Below are 25,686 nucleotides of genomic sequence, written 5' to 3' on the forward strand. Positions count from 1 at the left end.
GCCCGTCATTGCCCCTGCGCGGCTATCACGCCACGACGGGAAAACAGGATGGGTCGATCACCCTCTGCGAGCAGGGCGGCTGTCAGCGAGACCCCATCCGTGGCGTCTTCGCGCTGGAATGAATGCCCGCCATCGCGGCTATGCAGCAGCAAGCCGTCGAGACCGGCGACAAGCACCTGGCGTCCCGCCGCGACTACGGAGGTCACCGAGCTCTTGCTCTGCAGCGGCACGCGCTGCCAGCTGCGCCCGTCTGCCGACCCGTGCAGCAGCGTGCCGCGCTGGCCACCGATCAGCAGCGAGCCATCGGCTAGCGCCGCACCCGACCACAGGGTGCCCTCATAGCCGGTATCCAGATAACGCCAGGTTTTTCCCCGATCATCGGAGCGCAATAGCTGACCACGCTCGGCGGTGGCGTACAGACCGCCCTTGGCGTCGGCGAACAGTCCCATCAGGTTGAGATCGGCCCGACCATAGCCCGGCGGCGCCTCCAGCGCCTGTTCGTGCCAGGTCTGCCCGCCATCGTCTGTGGTGAGCACCAGCGACCAGAGGCCGACGGCGACCCCTTGCCGGGCATTGAAGAAATGCACGGCGAATAACGGGCGGTCCTCTTCGCTGAACAACCGCTGGATCTGCCAGGAGTCGCCACCGTCACTGCTGGCCAGGATCGCCCCCCATTGACCGACCGCCCAGCCATGCTGCGCGTCGGCGAAGCTGACCCCGGTCAGTGGCGTGGAAACCGGTACCAAGCGGGCCTGACGAAAGCTCCTGCCCTGGTCGTCGGACAGCAACACCACGCCATGGTCGCCCACGGCCACCATACGTTCCCCGGCCCATGCGGCATCGAGCATGGTCGCCGCGGTGGCATGCTTGGTTATGGCAGCCCGTTCGGCCCGTAGCGGCTGCGCCTGCAGAGTGGCGAGTGGCAGCGCTGCCGAGAGTAGCGCGCCCATCAAGAAAAACGCGTATCGCATCCTGTCTCTCCTCAATGCGCCAGGGCGCCGATCATGCGCACCGGGCGCTTGCGCGGGAACACCCGCTCCAGCCAGACCGCGAAGGCCGGCAGCACCGTCATGGCCATGACCATGTTGACCATGAACATGAATGCGAGCAGCTTGCCCATGTCGGCCTGGAACTTGAGCTCGGAGAACGCCCAGGTGGCGACGCCGATGGCCAGGGTGATGGCGGTGAAGATGGTCGCCACGCCAACCTCGAGCAACGCCTGCTCGACGGCCTTGACGATCGGCTGGCCATTGGCCTGGTGCATCTGCAGACGGTTGTAGATGTAGAACGCGTAATCGACACCGATGCCCACCGCCAGCACCATCACCGGCAGCGTTGCGATGGTCAGGCCGATTTGCAGTTCCTTCATGAACCAGTAGCCAATAAAGGTGCCGATGGTCAGCGGCAGGCAGCACACCAGCACAGCGCGCAGGTCGCGGTAGACGACGAACACCAGCAGCGCGATAGCGGCGTAGACATACAGCAGCATCGGCGTTTCGCTCTTCTCCACCTCCTCGTTGATGGCCGCCAGCACGCCGGCATTGCCCGAGGCCAGGCGCACCGAGACGCCCGGCATGGGGAACTCGGCGCGAAACGCCTTGGCCTCCTCGAGCACGCGGTTGATGGTGGTGGCCTTGTGGTCCGCCAGGTACAGATGCACCGCGGTCATGCTGCAATCGGCGCGCATCAGTCCCGAGATGCGCGCGACCTCGGTGGCCAGCGAGGAGTAGTTCATGGTGTCGATGGGCACCGCGCTCATCTTCGGATTGCCTTCGTTGTAACCCTCGTTGAACTGGCGCATGCCGCTGGAGAAGGAGGCCACCGACAGCACCCCGGGGACGCCTTGCATGGTCCAGACGAAGCGATCCTGATACTGCCCCAGGGCCACGTTCTCGCAGGCACCGGTGACCTCGCCGGACGCGTCCGGCCGGACCTCGAAGACTACGCTGAGCCAGTCCAGGCCGATGTCGTAGTTGCTCGCGATGGACACCGCATCGCGGTTGAAACGGGCGTCCTCGCGCAGTTCCGGCGCACCGGCCTGCAGCGTGCCGACGACCCGGTCATGGCTCTGCCAGATCGCCGCGAGGAACACCAGCAGGGCGACGCCGAGCACCAGCAGCGCATTACGCCACTCGGCCAGGCGCGCCAGCCCATGTAGCCAGCGGGCACGACGCTCGCGGGAAACCTCCTCGGCGCGGGCGTAGCTGCCGTCCACGTTCAGCATCGACGCCACCAGCGGTAGCATCACCAGATTGGTGATGATCTTGTAGGCAACGCCGAGCGATGCGGTGATGGCCAGTTCGCGCACCATCGGGATCGGGATCAGCAGTAAGGTCACGAAGGACACGAAGGCCGTCACCAGCGCCAGGGTTCCCGGAATCAGCAGGCCGCTGAAGCTGGAGCGCGCCGCCTCCTCGACACTCTTGCCGCAGGCGATTTCCCGCACGATGTAGTTGATCTGCTGCACACCGTGGGACACGCCGATGGCGAACACCAGGAAGGGCACCAGCACGGCGAGCGGATCCAGGCCGTAGCCGAGCAGGCGCAGGCTGCCGAACTGCCAGATCAGCGAGGTCAGCGAGCAGCCGAGCGCCAGCAGGGTGAAGCGCACGGAATGGCAGTACCAGTAGACCGCTGCTGCAGTCAGCAGTAGCGCCAGCAGGCAGAATTCCAGCACCGCCGAGGCACCATCGGCGATGTCGCCGATCTGCTTGGCGAAACCGATGATCTGGATCTCGAACGCGTCGTCCTCGAACTGCGCGCGGATCTGCTGCTCCAAGACCCGGTTGTAGGCCACGTAATCCAGCTGCTTGCCGTTTTCGTCGAGCTCGTTGAGTTCGGCGGTGATCATCGCGCTGCTTTGATCGCGCGCCACTAAGGTGCCGACGAAGCCGCCCTGGGCCGTGGAGTTGGCGATCTTGTCGATGATCGCCTGGTCGAGGCGCTCGGGCGTCACGGTGCCGGGGATCAACGGATCGGCACGAAAGCCCTCCTCGGTGATCTCGTTGACGAAAGAGTTGGGCGTCCACAAAGACTGCACGCTGCTGCGCGAGACCCCAGGCAGGAAGGTCACCGCCTGGGTCACGTCGTACAGCCGCTTGAGCCCGGCAACGTTCCAGATCGAGCCGTCGCGAGCCTTGACCACTATGGTCAGGCGATTCGCCCCGATCAGGTCGTTGCGGTAGGTCTGGAAGGTCTCGACGTATTCGTGGCCAATCGGCAATTGCTTCTCGAAGCCGGCGTCCATACGCAGCTGTACGGCAAACCAGGCCATGCCCAGGGTAAAGAGCGCGAGCAACACCAGCACCAGCCGGCGCTGGCTGAACAGCCAGCCCTCCAGGCGTGGCAGCACGCCACGCCCTCCCTTGTCGAACTTGTCTACTACAGGAGTATTCACAACATGCCTCACATCGAGTGCGAAATCGCCAGGCCAACGTAATCGCGATCACGCAGCATCTGGTCGTAAGGGGTGTCGCCATCGTTGAACTTCGCGTAGTTCAAGCTGACCTGCCAGTTACCCGGGTTGCGCACGAAGTTCAGATACAGGTTCATCGCGCTGGCATCCCGGGTATAGGTCGAGTACACCGATGGCGTGCGACCATTGCCCAGCGACTGCTGGTAGTAAATGCCCGGGGTCACCGTCCAGCCCGGGATCAGGCTGCCGTCATAGGTCAGGCTGAAATCGAGATGAATCCCCGAGGAGGTCGCGTCGCCATGGGCCTTTGGCGGGAACTTCGACAGATCCTCGGTCCAGGTATTGGCCCCCGGGGCAACCAGCTCGCCGTCGTAGCTGTCATGCAAACCCGGGTACTTCACCAGCACCAGTTCGGTCAGCAGGGTACCGGTGCTGGCCCCGGTGAAGTCGAGGAAGTCTGGGGAGTTGGCGTTGGTCAGGCTGTAGATGCCCGTCAGGTGCCACTGGAATTTCTTGGTGTCCTTCCAGCATTCCCCTCCCCGTCCCGAGCAAGGCGCCGGACCGAATGCGAGGCCAGGCAAGGGGTTGAGTGGCACCGCCTCCTTGGGCCGATAGGACAGCTCGGTACCCACGGCCCAGTCGCCGACCGGCAGGTTGGCACTGATGCCATAGAGCATGCGGTCTTCCGGGTAGATCCAGGTGGGCGCGAAGGTGGCCTGGTCGTAGCGCGCCTGCGGCAGCTTGTCGTGATAGCGCATAACATAGAAACCGTAGTTGATATCGCTGTCCTGCGGCTGCCAGCGCACCGAGAGTCCCCACTGACCGCTGTCGCGGGCGTCCTCGTCATCGTAGCCGTACGCTTCCAGACCCTCGCCGATCACGTTGTAGGTCGACCAGTAGCTTCCTACCGGTGGCAGTTCGCTCTTGTTCCAGCCGAACTGGTAGTAGGCCTCGACGTTCACGCCGTAACCGAGCCCGGTGGCGACGCTGAGCATTGGCGCGGGCAGCACGGCTTCCTTGAGCTGAACTCCGGGGCTCGAGAGGGCCTGGAAGTCATAGGAATTGGTGGCGTTGACGCCGCCGATCGCGAACAGGCTCTCGCCCCAGTTGATCACTTGGTTACCCAAGCGCGCCCGTACCCGATGATCGGCTACATCGAAGCTTTTGCTCACCCACAGATCGAGCAAGCGCGCCTTGAACTTCAGTTCGTCACGCGCGTCATCGGTCAGCCCGTCGCTGCCGATATCCGAGCCCATGGATTGCCAGAACTGGGTTTCGGCACCCAGCGTCCCCGTGGTGTGGGTGGCGGCGAAATCACGTTTCCAGCTGCCGCGCGCCATGAAGGTGAAGTCCTCGGGGAACTTCAATACCAGTTCATGGACGCCCTTGAGGTAGTGGGTGAACAGGTCGCCCTTGTCGTAGTTCAGGTTACCCTGATCGCCAATCCCGGAGACGCTCGAGTCCAGACATCCACCTGGCGCGCCGTGCCCAGTCGCACCGGCGTTGATCAGATCGCACCCCTGAGACTGGGTGCGCACCCCCATGCCCCAGCCGATGGTGGAATCGAACGAACCGCGGATATTCTCCGTCTCGAAGGTGAAGCCCATGGCCAGAGGTGTTGTGCAGGCAATGACCAGACCCGATGCTTTAGAAATTATTCTTTTCATGTCGGCTCCCAAAATTCGCGATTAGCGTTCGCTGGTGGTTCGCAGGTTGTCGGAGGAGTAGAAGTCGCGCTTCATACGCGGGTTGCCTTCGCCCTCGGTCAGCCAGCGGTGATCCTTCTTGCCCACGCCGATGGAGGTCATGTCATAGAGGTAGCGCCCATCGATCAGGTTGTACTGGACCTGGGCCGCTACATCGCAACTGCCGGTCTCGTAAACCGGAATCAGCTGACCTTCGCGCACCTTCCAGATCTGCCCTTGCTTGTCGTAGTCGACCGCCAGCAGGCCGTTCCAGCTGTCTTCATCGATGTAGAAGACCCGCTTCGGCGCCTGGTGGCGCATGCCCTGACGCACCGTGGCCTCGACGACCCAGACACGATGCAGCTCGTAGCGGCGGTACTCGGGGGCGAAGTAGTCGGGCTGGGCAACATCCTCGATCTTGGCCGAGGTGTCATAGGCGCCGAAGGAGTTGTAGGGCACGATCAGCTCTTGCTTGCCGACCAGTTTCCAGTCGAAGCGATCCAACGGGCCGTAGAAGATGTTCGACTCGTCGATGGTGTACTGGTTGTCGAGGCCGATCTGCGGCGCGTCGTAGGAGTAGGCGGGCATCCGACGTACACGACGCTGGCCGGGGAAGTAATAGAAGGTGGTGGTCTCCTCGCCGGCCTTGGTGGTTAGCACACCGGCCTGTCCAGCCAGTGAGACCGGGTCGTAATAGCTGAAGTAGGTGGCGGTTTCCAGCCGGTCATGGGATGAGAACAACGAGCTGCCCTTCTCTCCCCATGGGGTATACATGTTCCAGTCCAGCGAGGTGCGCAGCCAGTCGCCCCCGGCCTTGCGCGGCGAGATGCCAGAGACCGTCTTGGCCATAACGAAGCCGACGCCGCGGTAATGCATCTTCATGTTCCACATCACCTCCGCCCCGGTGCTCGGCATGGGGAAGGGAATGCCCGGGACATGAGCGTCCTGCAGAGCCAGACCATCGCTGTCCAGGGTGGCGAAGCCAAGGTTCTTCTTGGTGTTCTCTGCGACGAAATCCGGTACGCCACAGCTGCGGCGGGTGGGATAGACATCCATGCGGAAGCCCGGCAGCTTTTTGAACAACTCCAGCTGGGCGGGCGCCAGCTTGCTCGCATACTGCGAGACATTGCTGGCATCGATGCTATAGAGCGGCTTGTCGTCCTTGAACTTCCAGTGCTGGCCACGCACTTCGCCGTAGCTCCAGTTCCCGCCCTGCGGGCCAGGTGCAGTCCATGCCGGAATCGCCCCATCGGCGCTTGCCGCTGCTTCTGCTCCCAGCGGAGTCAGCTGGGTACCTAGCAGTGCAGGATCCTTTTCCGCAGCCTGAACCGCACAGATGGCGGCGGATGCCGCCAATGCCACGATCAGATGCTTTGCGCCACTGAAGGTGGAGATACCGAGGCGCGAGCGCTCAATTACTTCATTCATTGGAATAGTCCTCATGGGGCTTGAACCGGCCACCCGAGCTTCCTGGCGGGGAGAATCGGGCTGTGCCACACTTCTGGTCAAATGACTTGATCATTTGACCAAGTCATTTGACCAAAGCAAACCGCATGCCATCATTACACCTTATTAATATTCCTTTTATTTCAATTAGTTATGAGATTTAAGCGCCCTCGGTGGCGATACCCAAATACCCAATACGCACCACCTTGGTCAGCACACTGCACCATTCTGAGTATTTACGAAACACTCGTTATGTTTATTGAGAAGGGGCTTGGCCGTTTGCCAATCTGCCCGCCTGTCGCGGGAAGGTTGAGCGCGGAAGTTGATACGGCTCGACCCGTTACTCGGCGAATGCCGATGCGGTAGCATCCGCCGGCGTCGAGTCCCATGAAGACAGTTGGGCAAGTAGCCAAAGGAGATCAGATAGCTATGGCCAGAGTGGGCGCTGAACTGCGCAGACAGGACTTCGTAGAGGCGACCGTTAAGGTGATCGCCGAACATGGCGTTGCCAACGCCACGACGCGGCGCATCGCGGCGGCCGCGGATTGCCCTCTGGCAACCCTGCACTACGTATTCCGCACCAAGGACGAGCTCTTCTATGCGGTCTACGAGTCACTGTTCGACCTGCCCTATCAGGCGCTGGAGCATGTGGCCGCCGGTTCGACCGCAGCCGATAGCGCGGCAGAGATGCTGCGCCACCTGATCACATGGCTGACCGAACATCCGGAACTGGCCAAGGCGCAGACCGAGCTGTTCTACTGGACGTTGCGTAACAATCCGGAGATGGCGAGCAAGATCTTCGCGGTGGCCTCCGAGGCCATCGAGCGAGAGCTCGATCGGGCCATTGGCAATCAACTAGATCCGGCGTTCCTGCAATCGACCAGTCGCTTGCTCATTCAACTGGCCGACGGCCTGATCATCGCCTGGGCCGCTCACAGGGACTCGGCACGGCTCAAGACCGAAACCGAGACGGCCTGCCAGGCGCTGAAGCTATTCGTGGCCAACCGCTGATCTCTGCGCTGACGCCCTTTTCGCCCGGGTTGGCAATCCCCGAGCGGCAGCGCAACACGTCTTACAAGCGCGACCGAGATATGACCTGCAGGGCCGCCTGCTCCAGCAGCCGGTTCATCTGGATGAACTCGGCAAAGCGCGGGTCCCGCGTCTGGCCATGGTAGAAGCGGTAGTAGATCTGCTGAACGATACCGGCCAGGCGGAACAGGCCGTAGCAGTAGTAGTAATCCAGGTTGGCGATGGCTGGCAGCCCAGCGCGCTCGGCGTAGTAGTCGGCGAACTGCTGGCGCGTCAGCATGCCCGGGGCATTGCTCGGCTGGCGGCGGATCGACTGCATGGGCTGTGGGTCGCCCGCCTCGATCCAGTAGGCCAGGGTATTGCCCAGGTCCATCAGCGGGTCGCCGAGGGTGGTCAGCTCCCAATCCAGCACTCCGATGATCTGCATCGGGTTGCTGGGGTCGAGAATCACGTTGTCGAAGCGGTAGTCGTTGTGGATGATGCCCGGCTTGGAGTGGTCGGCCGGCATCTTGTCCCTGAGCCAGGCCTTGACCGGCTCCCACAGCGGCGCGTCGGGGGTCAGGGCCTTCTCGTAACGGCTGATCCAACCGCCGATCTGACGCTGCACATAACCCTCAGGCTTGCCCAGATCGCCGAGGCCGCAGACCTGATAGTCGACCTTGTGCAGCTCGACCAGCTTGTCGATAAAGCTCCTGCACAGCGCGCTGGTCTGCTCGGGCGTGAAATTCAACTCGGCCGGCATGTCCGAGCGCAGGATGATGCCGTTGACCCGCTGCATCACATAAAACTCGGCGCCGATCACTGACTCGTCGGTGCAGTGCACGTAGGCCTTGGGGCAGTAGGGGAAGCCCGCGTTGAGCTGGTTGAGGATGCGGAATTCGCGGCCCATGTCGTGGGCCGACTTGGCCTTATGGCCGAACGGCGGACGGCGCAGGACGAACTCCTGCTGCGGGTATTCGATCAGGTAGGTCAGGTTCGAGGCGCCGCCGGGAAACTGACTGACCCTGACTTCGCCGCTCAGCCCGGGAATGTGGGTCTTGAGGTAGGCGTCGATGGTGGCGGCGTCGAGTTCTTCGCCCGTACGAATAACGGTGCTCTGGTCTGTCAGGGTCATGCTCGTCTCATCTGTTGCGGGTTGTTGAACTGGACCTATCGAATCGGCACGGCCTGCCGGCCGCCCCGAGACGGAGGCTCACGACTGGCTTATTGCGCTCGATAGATCAGCGCATAGAACACCGGCAGCACGACCATGGTGAGGACGGTCGCAAACAGCAGACCGCCGATGATGGTAATAGCCATGGACACGAAGAAGGCGTCGAAGACCAACGGGATCATGCCGAGCGCCGTCGTCAGCGCGGCCATCGCTACCGGGCGCAGGCGGCTCGCCCCGGCATCGATGATCGCCGGCAACAAGTCCTTGGCCTCGTCGCATTCCAGATCGATCTGCTCGATCAACACGATGGCGTTCTTGATGAGCATGCCAATCAGGCTCAGGAAGCCTAGCAAGGCCATGAAGCCGAAGGGCTGCCCGGTGAGCAGAAGACCCGCGGACACGCCGATCAGAGCCAGCGGCACACATAACCAGATAACCAGGGGCTGGCGCAGCGTGTTGAACATCATGATGGTGATCAGCACCATGACTGCGATAAACACCGGAATGGTCGCGGCAAGACCGGCCTGGGCCTTGCCGGCGTCCTCGTACTCCCCGCCCCACTCCAGGCTGTAGCCGGGTGGCAGCGGCAAGGTTTCGACCTGCGGGCGCAGCCGCGCGAACAGGTCGTTCGCATGGCCTTGCCTCGGGTCGGCGTAGACGGTGAGCGTGCGCTTGCGGTCGCGCCGATGGATCAGCTCGTCTTCGAAGGTGGTTTCGAATGATCGCACCACCTGCTGCAAGGGGATCATCCTCTGCGCCACCGGGCTCCAGATCTGCAGACTCGCCAGGCCATCGATGTCGTTACGCGAAGCTTCGTCTACGCGCACTATGATCGGCAGTAGCAGGTCCGCCTCGCGATGGACGCCCGCGGTCACGCCCTGGAAACCCTCCCGGATCGCCGCCGCCACCATGGCACGGGTGATGCCGTTGAGGTTGGCCTGCTCCTCGGCCAGGGTTGCTCGTACGAGCTTTACCCGTTGCCGCCAATCGGTGCGCACCGCCTTAGCGTCGGGATCACGCCGATAGATCTGCTGCACCTCGTCGCCAAGCCGGCGCAGCTCGCTTGGGTCGGGGCCGCTGAGCCGAGCCTGAATCTTACCGCTCACTCCCGTGCCGAGCTCGAACGGAGAGGCATAGGCCAGCGCATCCGGGAAGCGGGTGGCGAGCTCAACCTCGAATTTCGCCATGAGGTCGGCGATGAGGCGGTGATCGTCCACGCTGACCAGAAACTGCGCGTAAGCCGGGTTGGGCTGTTCCGGCTGGTAGGTGAGCAGGAAGCGTAGCGCGCCTTCGCCCAGGGTGGTCGTCACGTGCGTTACCCCGTCCTGCTCGAGCAGCAAGCGTTCGACCCGCTCGGCTTCAGCGCGTGTGACGTCTATGTGCGTACCCTGGGCCAGCCAGTAATCCACCATGAACTGGGGGCGTGTCGAGCTGGGGAAGAAGCTCTGCTCGACGAAGGTAAAGCCCCACAGGGAGACGGCGAACAGGCCGGCCACGCTTGCTGTGCTTAGGTAGCGGCGCCTGATACAAGCACGCAGCAAGTCTTTGTAACGACGGTAAAAACCGCCGCTGTAGGGATCCGCATCCACCTGATCGGTCGTCGGCGCTTTCAGGAACATGACGCATAGCAGCGGCGTCACCGTGACCGCCGTCACCCAGCTCAGCAGCAACGAGACCATCACCACCTGGAACAGCGAGCGACAGAACTCGCCGGTAGCGTCATTCGAGGTACCGATCGCGGCAAAGGCCAGGATCGCGATCAGGGTGGCACCGAGCAGCGGCCAGGCCGATTGCTTGACGACGGTGGAAGCCGCCCGTTCGGCACTCTCGCCCCTCTGCATGCGGATGAGCACGCCGTCGACCACCACGATGGCATTGTCGACCAGCATGCCCAGCGCGATGATCAACGCGCCCAGCGAGATACGCTCGAGCGCGACCCCCATCGGTTTGAGAAACAGGAAGGAACCGGCGATGGTCAACAACAGCACGAAGCCGATCAGCAGCCCGCTACGCAGGCCCATGAACAGCAGCAGTACTGCAACAACAATGGCAACCGCCTCCAACAGGCTCTCGACGAAGCCCGAGATGGCGGTGGTGACGGCCTCCGACTGCAGGGATACGATGCCGAACTCCATGCCGACCGGGCGCTGCCCATCGAGCTCCGCCATGCGCGCTTGCAGCGCCTCGCCCATGGTCACCACGTTGCCGCCGGAGACGGTGGAAATACCGAGGCCGATACCGGCCCGACCGTCGAAGTGGATTTCGGCGGCGGTTGGCTCCACATAGCCGCGCCGAACACTGGCGAGGTCACGTAGATGGAACTGCCGACCGTCACCGCCATGAATGAGCAACGCCTCGAAATCCCCGACCGAACTGAGCCCACCCGAGGGCGCCAGGGTGACGAAGGCCGAGCCCACCCGCGCTCGACCGGCATCCGTCGCCACACCTTTCTGGCGCAGTTCCTCGACAATGGCGGCGGGTGCAAGACCCAGCTGCGACAAGCGATCACTGTTGAACTCGACGAAAATGGCCTCGCGACGCTCGCCGAAGGTGGTGATCTTGCCGACGTCCTGCACCAGCAGCAGCTCGCGGCGCAGCCCATCCACGTAGTCCTTGAGCTCGGCATAGCCGTAACCGTCGCCGGTCACCACTAGGAACACGCTGTAGACGTCGCCGTAGTCGTCGAGCACGATCGACGGCCCGGCACCCGGTGGCAAATCGCGCTGCACATCGTCGATCTTGCGCCGCAGCTCGTCCCAAACCTGCGGCAGGCTCTCGCGGTCGTAGTTGTCCTTGACGGTCACGGTCAGCGTCGAAAGCCCACGCTCGGACTTCGAGCGCACGCGCTCCAGCTGTCCGAGCTGCTGCGCGGCTTTCTCCAGTCGGTCGCTTACCTCCTGCTCCACCTCCAGGGCCGAAGCCCCAGCATAGGGCGTGACGACCAAAGCCTCCTTGATGGTGAATTCCGGATCCTCCAGGCGGCTCATGCTGCCATAGGTCAATAGCCCGGCGACGAGCATCGTCCCGGTGAGTACCAGGGTGACTACGCGTTTGCTGATGGCGACAGCGGCGATATCCATCGCTCAATGCTCCATGGCGTGCACGGGGAAACCGTCGCTGAGCGTGTGCACCCCCGAGACCGCGATGCGCTCGCCAACCGCCAGCCCGGAAGTCACCAAGACCCGGCTGCCGTTGAGCTCTCCCAGCGTCACGGGACGTTGCTGCACCGTGCCGCTCTGCGCATCGAAGAGCCAGACGAAGGGTGCGTTGTCGGGCGCGGCGACGACGGCATCGGCGGGAATGTGCAAACCTGCCGCCGCGCTCTCCACCGGCAGGTTATAGGCAACGTGCCCAGTCATACCGGGGCTGACGCTGCTGCCGGCCGGCGGCTCGAAGCCGACAGTGACGCGGAACGTCCGAGTCACCGGGTCGGCCATGCTGGCGAAAGCGCTGATCTTTGCTGCAATCGGTTGATCGGGCAGCGAACTCAGCACCACGCGGATCTGCGAGTTGATCTCCCCGATGTCCGCGGCCGAGTTGACACGCTGCGAGCGAATCCAGAGCGCTTCGGGAACCTGGACACGCATCTCCATGGCATCGTCACTTTGCAGGATCAACACCGGCTGCTTGGCCTGCACGTTGGCGAACTCTTCCACCAGCTTGCGCGCGACCCGCCCGACGAAGGGCGCACGCAGTACCGCGTCCTCGATGGCCTTAGTGGCCTGGCGCAGGTTCGCTTCGGCCACCGCCAGGTTGCGCCGGGCACGATCCAGCTCCTGCGCCGCCACGGCTCGCGCCCTGAAGGCCGACTCGTAGCGGTTGAACTCCACCTGCGCAGCGTTGCGTTCCGCTCGCGCCCGATCCCGCTCCGCCTCGTAGTCTCTGGGGTCGAGGCGCGCCAGCACCGTACCGGCCTCGACTCTCTGCCCCTCGGTGACCGGAATATCGATGATCCGACCGGAGACCTCGAAGGCCATGTCCGATTGCTTGACCGCCGAGACGCTACCGGGAAAGCGCAACGTTCGCCCGATTTCGGTTGCACCAACCGTGATCAGCTTTACTGGTCGAGAGACAGGCTTGAGCGTTTCCTGCCCCTGCTCGCCACAACCGGAAAGCGCCAAGGCGAAGGCCAAACAGAGCGAAGCCGTCTGGATGAGTCGATAACTTTGTTTCAAATGTGTCTCCTACAACTCCACAGCCCAAGTTCAATTCAGCGAGTACGCCTCGCCAATCCTTCCCGTGGCCATGCCGGCTCAGAGACTGCCCACCAAGTGACCGCCATCGACCGCCAGGATGCTGCCGGTCATGAACGCGCCGGCGTCGCTGGCCAGCAGCAGGAACGGCCCCTCCAGCTCCTCCAGCTCTCCCAGCCGGCGCATGGGCACCATGGCGCGGATATAGCCATCGCCCTTGTCGCCCGCGAAGAAGGCCTCGTTCATCTCGGTGCTGAAGTAGCCCGGAGCGATGGCGTTTACCCGAATGCCGAAGCGCGCCAGCTCCAGCGCCAGCGATTTAGTCAGTTGCACCACGCCAGCCTTGGCCGCGCTGTAGTGGCTGTAGCCGGTGCCGACCCGCAGGCCGAGAATCGAGGCGACGTTGACGATGCTGCCGCCGCGCCCGGCCTTGACCAGGCGCTGTGCGGCAACCTGGGCCACGCGCCAGACGCCATCGAGATTGGTCGACAGCATGGCGCGCCAGTTTTCCTCACTGATCTCCAGCGGACGCTGGCCATTGCCGATGCCGGCGTTGTTGAGCACCACCTCGACCACACCGAAGTGCACCTCGGCGGCTGTGAAGGCTGCCTCCACGCTGGTCCGGTCGGTAACGTCGAGAACCACCGACAACGCCTGGCCTCCCTCCCATTCGATATCGGCAGTGAGCTGCGTTAGCCGTTCGATGCGTCGAGCCGCCAGCACCACCCGGGCGCCGGCACGAGCCGCCACCCGCGCCAAGTGCGCGCCAATGCCGCTAGAGGCACCGGTAACCAGCACAACGCGATTGGCGAGGGAGAAGTTCTGGGCGTAATCGTGATTCATCGGTAAACCTCGGACAGCAGCAAACGCACCTCGCCCCAGCAGCGCAGCGTATCGGCTGGCTGGCCAGGCTCGGCGGGTTGACGTAATAGGGAGCAGGCAAGCCCAGCCACGAAGAGCCGGATGCCGCTCATAGCGAGTGGATCTCTTAGCGCACCAGCTCAGCAATCGGCCCTCTGAGCTGAGAGTCGTTCGATTCGCTTGTGGCCCGCGGCCACCAGGCGCTCCAGCAGTGGTGCCGGGCGGAACCACATCTCGCCGTACTCGCCAAGCGCACTGCGATAGTGCTGGATGCCGCTCAGGATCTTGTCCAGCCCCAGGTGCTCGGCGTAGTGCATGGGTCCCCCGAGGTGGGCAGGAAATCCGTAGCCGTTGATCCAGACCAGGTCGATATCGCTGGCGCGCAGGGCGATCCCTTCGTCCAGCAACTGGATGCCCTCGTTGATCAGCATGAACAGACAACGGTCATGAATCTCCTGCTCATCAATACGGCGTCGCGGCACCTGCAACTCATCAGCCAAGTGCGCAGACAGTGCCACCACCTCCTCATCCTCCTGCCGGCTGCGTCCTTGGTAGAGGTAGAAGCCACGCCCGGATTTCTGCCCGTGCCGGCCCATGGCGTACAGCTCGTCACCGAGGCGACAGTAGCTCTCGTCATGAGCAGAAGCGGCACGATTGGAGCTGCGAATCAGGAAGTTCACATCGAGGCCGGCCAGATCTAACATGCTGAATACACCCATGTTCAGATCCAAGCCGGTGAGCACCGCGTCCACCTCGGCCGGGGTCGCTCCCTCCAGCACCAGGCGGTGGGCTTCGCGCGCGTAGGGTTCGAGCATGCGATTGCCGATAAAGCCGAAGCAGACGCCGGAGATCACCGGCAGCTTGCCGATACGTCTGGCAACGGCCACGGTGGTGGCTAGTACGTCCGGAGCCGTAGCCCGGGCGCGCACCACTTCCAGAACGCGCATGACGTTAGCCGGACTGAAGAAATGCAGGCCTATCACGTCTTGTGGACGAGAAACGACTGAAGCGATCGCATCGACATCCAGTGACGAGGTGCTGCTGGCCAGGATCGCACCCGGCTTGCACACCTCATCCAGCCGGCGGAATACCTGCTGCTTGACCTTCATGTTCTCGAACACCGCCTCGATCACCAGATCGGCATTGGCCAGGTCGGCATAGTCGAGGGTGCCGAAAAGCAGCTCCATGCGCTGCTGCACCTGTCCAGCAGTCCGCTTGCCGCATTTGAGACTGGTCTCATAGTTCTGGCGGATCTGCGCCAGCCCGCGGTCCAGCGCCGCCCCGTCGAGCTCGAGCAGGGCCACCGGGATGCCGGCGTTGGCGAAATTCATGGCGATGCCGCCGCCCATGGCGCCAGCGCCTATGATCGCCACCCTGTCGATGCGGCGCAGCGCAGTGTCCTCGCCAATACCCGGAATCCGGGCGGCCTCACGCTCAGCGAAGAATACGTGGCGCAGCGCCTTGGACTGACGGGAAGCCTCGGCCCTCTTGAACAGCGCCAGTTCTTGGACAAGCCCTTCCTCCAACGGCAGCAGGTAGGCGGCTTCCATGGCGGAGAGCACTAGGCGCGGTGCCAGACGACTCTTCCAGCGCGGCTCGTGCACGGCGCGGTAGCGGGCGAGAAAATCATCCGGCAGCCCTTCTGCCGGTTCCGGCCAGGCCTCGGGCGGGCGCGCCGGGGCGCCGCAGCCTATCAGCTCGTAGGCATAGGCCTTGGCCTCGTCCAGCAACTGCTCGGCGCTGGGCGCAATGCGATCGAGGATGCCAAGCAGGCGGGCGGTATGTGCAGTGACCTGTTCGCCCGAAAGGATCAGGTTCAGCGCCGATTCGATACCGATTAGCCGCGGCAGGCGCTGGGTACCGCCGGCACCAGGTAGCAAGCCCAGATTGATCTCCGCCAAGCCCAGCCGCGTTCCCGGCTCGCCTATCCGATACCCGCAGGCGAGGGCCAGTTCCAGCCCACCCCCAAGGGCCAGCTTGCCAATAGCGGCTACCATCGGCTTATGGATTCCGGCCAGGCGTACCAGGATGCTGGGCAGATCGGGCCCGGCGAAAAAGGCTTCGGTGCCGAACTCATGGATATCGGCACCGGCACTGAACAGGCCGTGCTCACCGTAGAGGACTAGGGCCTGGACGTGCGGATCGGACGCGGCGCGTTCACAAGCTTCGGAAATGGCTGCTCGCATCGACTGGTCCAGTGCGTTGACCGGTGCACGGGCAAGCCCGATCAGGGCCAAGCCGTCGTCAAGTCGGTAGTGAATCAGGTCGCTCATTCGAGATCCTTGGATAGCGCGCCCGGCTGTCCCGCCTGGCAGGTTGCATGTCAAAAAACAATCGATCACGGGCTCACGGCACGGGCGTCGAACAGGCCGGACACCGTGGCGGCACTTGCGTCGTCAAAAAACGTCGGAACACGTCGCCGAAGCTGGCAATCGGATACACCGGCTGGGGCTTGGCGGTGCTCATCCTGGCCGGGAACTCACAGGAGTAGATGGCCCCCGCCAGCAGGGCCACGCTTAGGCAGGCAACGAAGACTCGACGCATGGCGAACCTCCGTCGTTCGGCCGCAGCCAAACGCAGCGTCTTTATCGTTAGATGGCCAAATTTTGATCAGAGCCCAGGATTGTCGCTTTGCAGATCGCGCCATAAAATATTCAAATCATGTCACTGCCGCGCAGCCGTCCAAGGGTCTTGCTGAAGGATCACGACAATGCGGGTTCAGCGGTCCTGTGGTTCAACCAATCAATCGTGCGGACATCCGCGATGACGTCTTTCGTCCATGGCATCGCCCTGCTGGGCTTCGAAGACTTCGCTCTCGCCCAAGGGCTGAATCCACGCGCTACCCTGGTCGAGATCGGCCTACCTGGCGACGCCCAGGATGGGGTGATCTCCGGCGTGCAATTCAATGCCCTGCTGGAGCTGTGCGCGCAGCGCTCGGCCAACCCCTTGTTTGGTCTGCAGTTTGGCCTGCACCAGGGCGCGCAGGCATTGGGCAACCTGCTGTACGCGATCCAGAATGCCGGCTCGGTGGGCGAAGCGCTGCAAGCCCTAATGCATTACTTCCATGTCCACAGCAATGGCGCGCAGCTCCAGCTCGAGCGTCACGGCGGCTACGCGAGGCTCCTGTACGAGGTGACTGATGGGGAGGCCCAGTCGGTCCGTCAGACCGTGGAGCTAGCCATGGGGATAAGCGCCCATTTGATGCAAGGTCTGCTGCATCAAGCCTGGAAACCGCTCGGACTACTGCTCAGGCATTCGCCCAGCGCAGAGCCCGGTGCATACCGCCGCCAACTGGGAATCACGCCCCGCTTCGACAGCCCGGTTAATGCCTGGGTATTCGATGAGGCGCTGCTAAACAGCCCACTCAGCGCCGCGGACGAGAGGCTCTGCCAACTGGCACGATTTCATCTCGATGAACTGGCGCGGATCACTTTGCAGGAGCTGCCCGTCTATGTGCAGAAACTGCTGCGTATTTGGCTTCCCCATGGCCAGGTGACCATTGAGCAGGTTGCCGGACACATGAAGCTCAGCCCCCGTTCCCTACAGCGTTATCTCCGGGCGGGAAACACCAGCTTTCAGGCCTTGCTGGACGACACACGACAGGCGCTGGCCGCGCGCTACCTACGCGACTCCTCCCTCAACCTGACGCAGCTTGCCGGACTTCTGGGCTATGCGGATCTCAGCACGTTCTCCCGAGCCTTCAGGCGCTGGAACGGCATCAGCCCGCAGCAGTGGAAACGCCACCGGCAGTGCACAACAGCCGCCCCATCCGTTTGTATGACGCCAGGCCGCCTCGACGAGTAGCAGATCATGTCCTTCAACCCTTTCGTCCGCGTGCTCAGCTTAGTCGGCTTCGCCGAGTTCGCCGTCCAGCAAAGACTCAACCCGGCGGACATGCTGCGTCGCGCCGCGCTGCCGCAAAAGAGCCTGCTTCGGCATGACGGCATTATTGCCTTCCGCCGCTACTGCGCACTGCTGGATATCTGCCAGCGCCAGTCGGGCAATGCGTTATTCGGCTTGCAGCTCGGGCTCTTCCAGGGCATCAATGCGTTCGGCGAACTGCTCTATCTGATTCGCAATGCGCGGACGGTCGGCGACGCGCTTGCCGAGCTTCGGGCCAATTACTCCCTGTACAACGGTGCGGCCGACATAGGTTTCGACATCGACGGCGACACCGCCACCCTCAGCTACCGGGTGAACGAACTCGACCTACCCGGCCTGCCCCTGGCCGAGGAACTGGCTTGCGGTGTCGGTGTGCAGTTGCTGCGTGCCCTGCTGGGCGATGGTTGGCGGCCCGGGGCCATCCTGCTACGGCACCCTGCTCTGCAGGACGAGGCAGGCTATCGGCAAGCGCTCGGCTTTCTGCCCACCTTTTCGGCGCATTGCAGTGGTCTTCAGTTTGCGATCTCTGCACTCTCGTCGCCGCTGAGCGCCGCCGACACCAGGCTACACCAACTGACCGTCGAGCACATGAATAAGATGGAGCGCCTGTCGGCCGACGACCTGCCCAGCTACGTCAGGCAACTGCTCCGCCATCTGCTACCCGGCGGCCGCGCCACCGCCGAGAAGGTCGCCGACTGCATGGCTCTCAGTACCAGCACCCTGCAGCGTCGCCTGTCTCGGGAAGGCACGTCCTTCCAGCAACTGCTCGATGAAACACGCCAAGACATGGCCTGCCGCTACATGGAAGACCCGTTCATCAGCATGACGCAGATGTCAGGGCTGCTGGGATACTCGAACCAGAGTGGATTCTGTCGAGCATTCAACCGCTGGTTCCAAGTCACTCCCCTTGAATGGCAAAAGCGCCACTGCCCCAACCGGCAGCCACGCTTGCTGCGCGCCTCCCGCTTGAATGCCTTGCATAGACGAACCGAACGCGACGATCCATAGGCGCCAGGTTCCGAGGTGATGCTTCCCCGCGCGCCTGCAGCTTTGCATTGCCATGCAGCTAATGCTGCTCGTTCTGGCGGCTATTTTTGAGACTTGGCACATTCGACGCGCCATGGAGCCGATATGACTCCAAAGAGGGACGCTCCGCGGCTCGACGACGAACCAGATACGCTGTCCATTTCAGATCACTCGGCAGAATGCCCATTTCAGCAGACATCTGCCGCTCATCCCGTCTGGCGCGATGTCTGCTACTGGCCGGTTAGCGACGGCCTGGCCTCGACCGTCGCGCTGCATTGCATTGTCAAACTTCAGTCTGTTCCGCCATTTCCAAGGCGTCATCGACCTCAATCCCCAGATATCGTACGGTGCTCTCCAGCTTCGTATGGCCGAGCAGCAGTTGAACCGCCCGCAGGTTTTTCGTCCTGCGATAGATCAGTGATGCCTTCGTACGTCTCATTGTGCGAGTGCCATACATGGCTGGATCAAGGCCAATGGCTTTCACCCAGCCTTTGACGATACGGGCGTATTGACGAGTGGATAGATGGTCTGAGGTATGCAGCCGGCTAGGGAAAAGGCAGTCCTCGCTGCGGAGCTGGCTTGATGTATCCAGGCCGCAAGAGCAGACCATGTTTGCTCAGTTATCTCGAACTGCACCGGCCGCTGCGTTTTCTGCTGCATAACCATGGCCCGTGATGACACTTGCTCGCCATGTGCAACGTCGCACACACGGAGCTTGGTTAAGTCGCAGGCCCGAAGCTTGCTGTCGATGGCCAGATCGAAGAGAGCGAGATCCCGGGTTCTTTCTGCAATTTGAAGCCTTACTCGGATGGCCCAGATATCTCTGAGTCGGAGCGGAGTTTTCTGTCCGACCAATTTTCCTTTGTGCAGGGTTGTCGGCAGCAGGTAGCGATGATGTTCATGGCAAGTCCTCCACGTTTGGGAAGACCAGGATGGCTAGCCAGAGCAGTGGTCGCTAACCGACAGAAAACTGCCCCACCGCGAAGCGGATCTGCCGAGGTTAAGCTTGCCATACTGGGCCCACTGCTTGAGGAGCAAATCTATGACTACATCTGGAAGCTGGCGTGTTGTATGCCAAGACCCCGGGGATTGCAGCGGCGACGTCATCGTTGAGCTCCCATCCGAGCTACTTGAGCAGCTCGGATGGAGTCTGGGTGATGAACTGTCAGTTGAGGCGGGAGAGGACAACATCTGCTTGAAACTTAAGCAGCGAGCTGAGGACGCTTAGTCATAGACCCAGACAATGTCTGAATGCGGTTGACTGCGGCGTTTGAAGAGCGGTGCTACCGGCCAAGAGCTGCCGATGGCCTAGACGCGTCGTACGTTCCAAAGCAAAACACGCCATCCCGTACCCATGAAGTCGAGCGACGGCAGCTATGCAAAGATGTGGCCCTTCATGATTACTGGCGGGAATTGAGCATAGATCGGCTGCAGACAGTGCGGATCTACGTTCAGGTAGTGGATAGCGGTAGCTTCACGCAAGCCGCCGAGGTTCTGCAATTACATCGCCCGACTATCACCAAGGCCGTACAGCAGCTTGAGCGGGAGTTGGGAGTGCGGTTGCTGCACCGGACTACGCGCAAGGTTAGCGTGACCACAGAGGGCGGCGAATTCTATCAACGCTGCACACGGCTCCTGGAAGAGGTGAATGACACATTCAGTTCGTTTACCAGCCATGCTGTTGTCCCCACAGGCCGGTTGCGCCTGGACCTGCCCGTCACACTGGCAAAGTCCGTAATCATTCCGGCCTTGCCTGATTTCCAGAAACGCTACCCGCTGATCGAACTGATCCTGGGCGCGACGGATCAGCCCGTGAACTTGTTCGACGACGGCATCGACTGCGTTGTCAGACTGGGTGAGCTTAAGGACTCCGGCCTGGTAGCGAGGCGGATCGGTGCGATACCGATGGTGACCTGCGCTTCTCCGCAGTACCTGGAGCGGTATGGCATGCCTATAAATCTGGAAGACCTTGATCAGTACCGGGCGGTCAACTTCTTCACCGGGCGCGAGCGCAAGGTGGTGGACTGGGCCTTTCGTGTCGAGAACACCATCGTCACGCTGAAGCTGCGCAGCGGCATCATGACCAACGAATCCGAGGCGCTGCTGGCATGCGGACTGGCAGGGCTCGGCTTGCTGCAGGGCGTAAGGCCGGCCCTGCAGCCCTATCTCGATAAAGGCCTGTTAATTCAGGTACTGGCGGTCACCGACGGCAAAGGCGCCCGCATGGCCTTCGACCCCGTCGGCGGTGCGTACGCCGGCCAGATCTTCAAGGTGCTGGGCATGCAGGGCATCTTCTTCCAGTACGGTGCGCTGGATGCCCAGGATATCCCCGTGCCCGTCATGGATGTGCTCGGTAAGCATCTGACGCTGCGGGGTTATGAACTCTTCGAGATCACCGGCAACCCGGAAAAGCTGGAGCAGGCCAAGTCCTTCGTCAACGCTGGACTGGCCAGCGGCAAGCTGCACCCGGTGATCGACCGAACCTTTGCGTTCGAGGAGATCGCCGAAGCGCATCGCCACATGGAAGCCAATGCCCGGGTCGGCAAGATTCTCGTGACGCTGTAAAGCCATTTGAAGCAGCCCAAAAAATCGACGGGATGGGCTGCTTCGCGAATGATGACTTTGGGTCGACTCTGTTGAAAACAGCCGGTGCTCCGCATCTCGATGAGACCGGAAGCAGGTGCTCGCTAATGCCCGCACCTGGCCGGTTAGCGACGGCCTGGCGCTAGCCATCGCTAGATCAAGGCCAATGGCATCCACCCATGCTTTGACGATACGGGCGTACAGATGGCCGCTTCTGGCCCAGGCTGTGTAAAAACGCGTTGCCGGTTCGACGTCTGCGCTCCTACGTAAAATCTGACAGGGCTTGGTTATCCCGGCAGACCTGAATCTTTCGTAGCGACACGCTTTTGGACACGATTCGCTGGACACTTCCCAGGCAAAAACGTTTTTACACAGCCTCGGCCGAAAGCAGTCGCTGGGTTCCACTTAGCGGGCCACGGGCACCCAGGCAGGCAAGTAGCCTGACTGAGGCGGAGATTACACGGGAATGATCAGGGAGGCGTCGTTGCGCACGTTTCCTACTTCGTGGCTAACGGGTACCAAACGAATTCATCTGCTGGTAAGGCCTGCTCGTCCAGTAAGTTACTGGCGTACTCCAGGGCTATGTCAGACAACCACTCTCGGGCGACCTCCTTCGCGAAAACGATTGGACGGCGATCGTGAACATCGACCAGGCCACCTTCCGCATCCGCAGTCACAATCCGAAATTGGTCCGTATCTTTAGGCTCCTCATCTGGCGCTGAAAACTGCCCTACCGCCGCCATGAAAAGCGGTTCATTCGTAGCACGCCGAATGTAGTAAGGCTGTTTGCGCTTTGCGCCAGGAGCTTCGCGCCATTCATACCAGCCGTCCACAGCAACGATCGCCCGGTTCGGCCATATAGCCCGGTAGTACGCGCTAGTCGCTACCTTCTCGCGTGCTGCATTGATTATGTTGCGAACCCTGCGTGATGCCCAGGAAGGCTCCCATCCCCGACGTTCTGCTTTCCAAATCAACCCGTTTTCACTCGGCCTGATTAAATCAACGCGTGTGGTTGGAGCAACATTGAAACGATGGATCTCCTCTCCCCCGTTGCGACCAATCAGCATGGCCTGCTGCAAATCAAGAGATGCCAGGTACTTTTCCGCCGCTCGGTGTTGGGCAAGCCTTCCACACATACGTTTTTTCCTCTTGTCGCCAGGTGATTGACCAGATCAACGAGCTAGCTGACACTGTATGTTCGTACAGTATAGCTATCTTATGCCGTGACTTCCTCTCCTTCCGACCAGCCTCGCTATGCCGAGCTTCACTGCCTAAGCAATTTCAGCTTTCAGCGTGGTGCGTCCAGCTCTGACGAGCTATTCAAACGTGCAGCAGAGCTAGGGTATGAGGCGCTTGCGGTGACCGATGAGGCATCGTTGGCCGGCATCGTCCGCGCCTGGCAATCGTCGAAGAAAACAGGCGTACGCCTGATTGTCGGCACCGAAATTCGGCTGGCGGATGGCCCGACTTTGGTTTTGCTTGCGAAAAACCTGGCCGGGTATCAGCACATATGTCAGTTGATCACTAAGGCAAGAAGGCGTGTCAAAAAAGGAACATATGAGCTTCGCAAGGATGATCTAAACAGCGAGATTCCCGGCGTGGTAGTGCTGTGGATTCCTGGAAGGTCGTCATTTGACTCCGAGGCTCAGTGGGTAGCGGAGACCTTCCTATCCCAAGCGTGGATAGCGGTCGAGCTTCATCATGAATCCGACGATCATCTAAAGCATCAACGCCTTGTTGAATTGGCTGCGAAGTTTGGCATCCCTCTATTAGCAAGCGGCGACGTACACATGCACGTACGCGGGCGCAGGGCACTTCAGGACACGATTACTGCCATCAAGCATAAGTGCACACTGGCTGATGCGGGCTTCAGACTTTTCCAGAATGGAGAGCGCCATTTAAGGACGATTAAGGCACTCATACGTATCTATCCTCGCGAGCTTTTGGACGAGTCAGTGAGAGTCGCGTCCCTCTGCCAGTTCAAACTCGAGGAGCTCAGATATGAGTACCCACGTGAAGTGGTGCCTCCTGGCAAAAACCCATCAGGCTGGCTCCGTGAATTGACTTACGAAGGAGTGAAATGGCGTTGGCCTGAAGGTGCCTCGGACAAGGCCATTTCGCAGATTGAAGCCGAACTCGGCCTCATCGAAGAGCTCCAGTACGAAAGCTACTTTCTCACCGTTCACGACATCGTCCAGTTTGCACATCGTCAAAGCATTCTCTGCCAAGGCCGTGGCTCGGCGGCTAACTCAGCCGTCTGCTTTGCGCTTGGAATTACTGAACTGGATCCTTCGCGGATGAGCATGCTGTTCGAGCGTTTCATCTCAAAAGAGAGGAACGAGCCCCCGGACATCGATGTTGATTTCGAGCACGAGCGCCGTGAGGAGGTCATTCAGTACATCTTCACTCGCTACGGACGGGAGCGTGCAGCGCTGACTTGCGTAGCCTCAACATATCATTTTGCTGGCGCCATCCGGGATGTATCCAAAGCCGTTGGGCTTCCGCCTGCCCAAGTTGATGCTCTTGCTAAATGCTGTGGTGCCTGGAGCGACCGCATGCCGCCGCCGGAGAGGCTTCGAGAAGCGGGCTTCGATCCAGACAATCAGGCCATCCGGATGGTGCTCATCCTGACTGACCTCCTTGTTGGGTTTCCTCGTCATCTGTCTCAGCACCCTGGGGGGTTCGTTATTTCGGAGCATCCGTTGTCCACACTGGTACCGGTAGAAAATGCTGCCATGGCGGATCGCACGGTAATCCAGTGGGACAAGGATGATATCGATGCTTTGGGCTTGATGAAGGTAGATGTACTGGCTCTCGGTATGCTCAGCGCGATCCGACGATGCCTAGATTTGCTACGCCGCCATGAGCGAAGAGATCTAACGCTGGCTACGATCCCCCCAGAGGATCCCGATACCTACGCCATGATCAGTCGTGCCGATACTCTTGGTGTATTCCAAATCGAATCACGTGCGCAGATGGCTATGCTGCCACGCCTGAAGCCGAAGACGTTCTACGATTTAGTGATAGAGGTCGCGATCGTGCGGCCAGGCCCAATTGTCGGCGACATGGTTCACCCCTATCTCAGGCGCCGCAATGGCGAAGAGAAAGTGTTTTATCCATCAGATGAGCTGCGTGATGTCTTCGAGCGCACACTTGGCGTGCCACTGTTTCAGGAGCAAGTCATGCGACTAGCCATCGTGGCTGCTGGCTACTCCCCCGGTGAGGCAGATCAGCTACGGCGCTCTATGGCGGCCTGGAAACGCCATGGAGGTCTGGAGCCTCACCAAGTGCGCCTGCGACAAGGCATGCTTGAAAGGGGCTACTCCGAAGAATTTGCCGAGCGGATCTTCGAGCAGATCAAAGGCTTTGGAAGCTACGGTTTCCCTGAGTCACATGCCGCGAGCTTCGCGCTGCTGACCTATGCCAGTTGCTGGCTCAAATGTCATGAGCCGGCGGCATACGCATGTGCGCTCATCAATAGTTGGCCGATGGGTTTTTACAGCCCAGATCAGGTATTGCAAGACGCCCGACGCCACAAGATTGAAGTACGTGCAGTCGACGTCATGAAGAGTGATTGGGATTGCTCGTTAGAAGCATCGGATGGGCCTCAACCTGCCATACGATTGGGCTTTCGTATGATTCGTGGCCTAGCGGAAAACGTCGGAAGGCGGATCGAGGTTGTTCGAGCTGAAAAGGCGTTCAGTAACATTGCGGATTTGTGCAAACGCGCTGAGCTAGATCGTAAAGCACAAGATCTGTTGGCCGATGCTAATGCACTGGCCCACCTTGCAGGAGATAGGCATTCAGCACGATGGGAAGTCGCCGGCGTGCAGAAATCACTGCCCCTCTTTGATGAGATCGCTGTCGCAGACGGGGAAGTCGAGCTCCCTACCCCAACAATTGTCGAGAACATGAAGGCCGACTATGCGCTTACTGGCACCACGCTCGGTGCACACCCTATGTCTCTGCTACGTCCAGAACTCATGGCGATTTGCGCAAAAAGCTCGCGCGACTTTGCAGACCTACGCCATGGACAACACATTAATGTAATTGGAATCGTAACCGGCAGGCAGCGTCCCTCAACGGCTGCAGGAGTCACCTTCGTCACTCTCGAAGACGAGCATGGAATGATCAACGTGATCGTCTGGCGCGACCTCGCAGATCGGCAACGTTCAGCGCTTATGTATTCCCGACTCCTGCAGGTTAAGGGAACGTTTGAGGAAAAAGCTGGCGTACGGCACTTGATCGCGGGGCATCTCCAAGATGTAAGCGAGATGCTAGATGGGCTTGATGTCAGAAGCCGGGATTTCCACTAGGGATTAACAGAACAAACGCGCCCAGGCATTCTTTCCGCTAGTGGTGCATCTTGCTCCTGAACTGAGTCAGCGCGGTGAGCTGACGCCAGATCTGTTT

General features: G+C 61.2%; 16 protein-coding genes and 1 pseudogene. 6 read left to right on the forward strand and 11 right to left on the reverse strand.

The genetic code is table 11. The features are described from left to right. Window positions 1-5: 5 nt before the first annotated feature. From NAV33_RS12990 to NAV33_RS13005, 4 genes are read right to left on the reverse strand one after another with little or no spacing between them, the layout of a single operon-like run. A complete protein-coding gene (locus tag NAV33_RS12990) occupies window positions 6-971 on the reverse strand; it encodes a WD40/YVTN/BNR-like repeat-containing protein (protein ID WP_255980645.1) in 966 nt (321 codons plus the stop codon). Between the two features lie 11 nt (window positions 972-982). Further along, a complete protein-coding gene (locus NAV33_RS12995) occupies window positions 983-3,397 on the reverse strand; it encodes an efflux RND transporter permease subunit (protein WP_255980647.1) in 2,415 nt (804 codons plus the stop codon). 8 nt (window positions 3,398-3,405) lie between these two features. After that, window positions 3,406-5,082: a DUF1302 domain-containing protein gene (locus NAV33_RS13000; RefSeq protein ID WP_336605379.1), complete on the reverse strand. Its 1,677-nt coding sequence runs from the start codon at window positions 5,080-5,082 to the stop codon at window positions 3,406-3,408. A 21-nt stretch (window positions 5,083-5,103) separates the two neighbouring features. After that, complete coding sequence (locus NAV33_RS13005; protein WP_255980649.1) at window positions 5,104-6,528, reverse strand: DUF1329 domain-containing protein; 1,425 nt, start codon at window positions 6,526-6,528, stop codon at window positions 5,104-5,106. Window positions 6,529-6,975: 447 nt separating this feature from the next. On the opposite strand from NAV33_RS13005, the gene NAV33_RS13010 reads away from it, so the two are divergent. Further along, window positions 6,976-7,557, forward strand: coding sequence for a TetR/AcrR family transcriptional regulator (locus NAV33_RS13010; RefSeq protein WP_255980651.1), 582 nt, complete (start codon window positions 6,976-6,978; stop codon window positions 7,555-7,557). A gap of 61 nt (window positions 7,558-7,618) precedes the next feature. Here the strand turns inward: NAV33_RS13010 and NAV33_RS13015 are convergent, their stop codons facing one another. The 5 genes from NAV33_RS13015 to NAV33_RS13035 all read right to left on the reverse strand — a co-directional run bounded on the left by NAV33_RS13015 (window position 7,619) and on the right by NAV33_RS13035 (window position 16,055). Next, the gene (locus NAV33_RS13015) at window positions 7,619-8,689 is read right to left on the reverse strand and encodes a phosphotransferase family protein (RefSeq protein WP_255980653.1); all 1,071 of its coding nucleotides are present in this window, start codon (window positions 8,687-8,689) and stop codon (window positions 7,619-7,621) included. 89 nt (window positions 8,690-8,778) lie between these two features. Further along, a complete protein-coding gene (locus NAV33_RS13020; protein WP_255980655.1) occupies window positions 8,779-11,808 on the reverse strand; it encodes an efflux RND transporter permease subunit in 3,030 nt (1,009 codons plus the stop codon). 3 nt (window positions 11,809-11,811) lie between these two features. After that, on the reverse strand, window positions 11,812-12,903 hold the full coding sequence (locus NAV33_RS13025; RefSeq protein WP_255980657.1) for an efflux RND transporter periplasmic adaptor subunit: 1,092 nt from the start codon (window positions 12,901-12,903) through the stop codon (window positions 11,812-11,814). A 78-nt stretch (window positions 12,904-12,981) separates the two neighbouring features. Continuing rightward, on the reverse strand, window positions 12,982-13,764 hold the full coding sequence (locus NAV33_RS13030; protein WP_255980659.1) for an SDR family NAD(P)-dependent oxidoreductase: 783 nt from the start codon (window positions 13,762-13,764) through the stop codon (window positions 12,982-12,984). A gap of 158 nt (window positions 13,765-13,922) precedes the next feature. Continuing rightward, window positions 13,923-16,055 (reverse strand): 3-hydroxyacyl-CoA dehydrogenase NAD-binding domain-containing protein, encoded by a 2,133-nt coding sequence (locus tag NAV33_RS13035; RefSeq protein WP_255980661.1) that lies wholly within the window; start codon window positions 16,053-16,055, stop codon window positions 13,923-13,925. 490 nt (window positions 16,056-16,545) lie between these two features. On the opposite strand from NAV33_RS13035, the gene qhpR reads away from it, so the two are divergent. Together qhpR and NAV33_RS13045 are read left to right on the forward strand one after the other, a co-directional pair. Then, window positions 16,546-17,586, forward strand: a complete 1,041-nt coding sequence (gene qhpR / locus NAV33_RS13040) for an AraC-like transcriptional regulator QhpR (protein WP_255980663.1) — start codon at window positions 16,546-16,548, stop codon at window positions 17,584-17,586. Window positions 17,587-17,592: 6 nt separating this feature from the next. Next, on the forward strand, window positions 17,593-18,672 hold the full coding sequence (locus NAV33_RS13045) for an AraC family transcriptional regulator (RefSeq protein WP_255980665.1): 1,080 nt from the start codon (window positions 17,593-17,595) through the stop codon (window positions 18,670-18,672). Between the two features lie 301 nt (window positions 18,673-18,973). Here the strand turns inward: NAV33_RS13045 and NAV33_RS13050 are convergent. Beyond that, window positions 18,974-19,592: pseudogene (locus tag NAV33_RS13050) on the reverse strand (tyrosine-type recombinase/integrase). Between the two features lie 140 nt (window positions 19,593-19,732). On the opposite strand from NAV33_RS13050, the gene NAV33_RS13055 reads away from it, so the two are divergent. Both NAV33_RS13055 and NAV33_RS13060 read left to right on the forward strand, forming a co-directional pair. After that, the gene (locus NAV33_RS13055) at window positions 19,733-19,918 is read left to right on the forward strand and encodes an AbrB/MazE/SpoVT family DNA-binding domain-containing protein (RefSeq protein ID WP_255980667.1); all 186 of its coding nucleotides are present in this window, start codon (window positions 19,733-19,735) and stop codon (window positions 19,916-19,918) included. A gap of 209 nt (window positions 19,919-20,127) precedes the next feature. Beyond that, window positions 20,128-21,255, forward strand: coding sequence for a LysR substrate-binding domain-containing protein (locus NAV33_RS13060; RefSeq protein ID WP_255980669.1), 1,128 nt, complete (start codon window positions 20,128-20,130; stop codon window positions 21,253-21,255). A gap of 515 nt (window positions 21,256-21,770) precedes the next feature. Here NAV33_RS13060 and NAV33_RS13065 read toward each other — a convergent pair. Then, the gene (locus NAV33_RS13065; protein ID WP_255980671.1) at window positions 21,771-22,409 is read right to left on the reverse strand and encodes an SOS response-associated peptidase family protein; all 639 of its coding nucleotides are present in this window, start codon (window positions 22,407-22,409) and stop codon (window positions 21,771-21,773) included. 87 nt (window positions 22,410-22,496) lie between these two features. On the opposite strand from NAV33_RS13065, the gene NAV33_RS13070 reads away from it, so the two are divergent. Then, window positions 22,497-25,589 (forward strand): error-prone DNA polymerase, encoded by a 3,093-nt coding sequence (locus tag NAV33_RS13070; RefSeq protein WP_255980673.1) that lies wholly within the window; start codon window positions 22,497-22,499, stop codon window positions 25,587-25,589. Window positions 25,590-25,686: the final 97 nt, after the last annotated feature.

It is taken from the genome of Stutzerimonas stutzeri (genome assembly GCF_024448715.1).
GTDB lineage: Bacteria > Pseudomonadota > Gammaproteobacteria > Pseudomonadales > Pseudomonadaceae > Stutzerimonas > Stutzerimonas stutzeri_AR.

What these genes read in the sequence shown, in the direction of transcription:
- NAV33_RS12990 (WP_255980645.1), bottom strand. Translation starts at nt 971, where the DNA reads ATGCGATACGCGTTTTTCTTGATGGGCGCGCTACTCTCGGCAGCGCTG.
- NAV33_RS13000 (WP_336605379.1), bottom strand. Translation starts at nt 5,082, where the DNA reads ATGAAAAGAATAATTTCTAAAGCATCGGGTCTGGTCATTGCCTGCACA.
- NAV33_RS13005 (WP_255980649.1), bottom strand. Translation starts at nt 6,528, where the DNA reads ATGAATGAAGTAATTGAGCGCTCGCGCCTCGGTATCTCCACCTTCAGT.
- NAV33_RS13010 (WP_255980651.1), top strand. Translation starts at nt 6,976, where the DNA reads ATGGCCAGAGTGGGCGCTGAACTGCGCAGACAGGACTTCGTAGAGGCG.
- NAV33_RS13015 (WP_255980653.1), bottom strand. Translation starts at nt 8,689, where the DNA reads ATGACCCTGACAGACCAGAGCACCGTTATTCGTACGGGCGAAGAACTC.
- NAV33_RS13020 (WP_255980655.1), bottom strand. Translation starts at nt 11,808, where the DNA reads ATGGATATCGCCGCTGTCGCCATCAGCAAACGCGTAGTCACCCTGGTA.
- NAV33_RS13030 (WP_255980659.1), bottom strand. Translation starts at nt 13,764, where the DNA reads ATGAATCACGATTACGCCCAGAACTTCTCCCTCGCCAATCGCGTTGTG.
- NAV33_RS13035 (WP_255980661.1), bottom strand. Translation starts at nt 16,055, where the DNA reads ATGAGCGACCTGATTCACTACCGACTTGACGACGGCTTGGCCCTGATC.
- qhpR (WP_255980663.1), top strand. Translation starts at nt 16,546, where the DNA reads ATGACGTCTTTCGTCCATGGCATCGCCCTGCTGGGCTTCGAAGACTTC.
- NAV33_RS13045 (WP_255980665.1), top strand. Translation starts at nt 17,593, where the DNA reads ATGTCCTTCAACCCTTTCGTCCGCGTGCTCAGCTTAGTCGGCTTCGCC.
- NAV33_RS13055 (WP_255980667.1), top strand. Translation starts at nt 19,733, where the DNA reads ATGACTACATCTGGAAGCTGGCGTGTTGTATGCCAAGACCCCGGGGAT.
- NAV33_RS13065 (WP_255980671.1), bottom strand. Translation starts at nt 22,409, where the DNA reads ATGTGTGGAAGGCTTGCCCAACACCGAGCGGCGGAAAAGTACCTGGCA.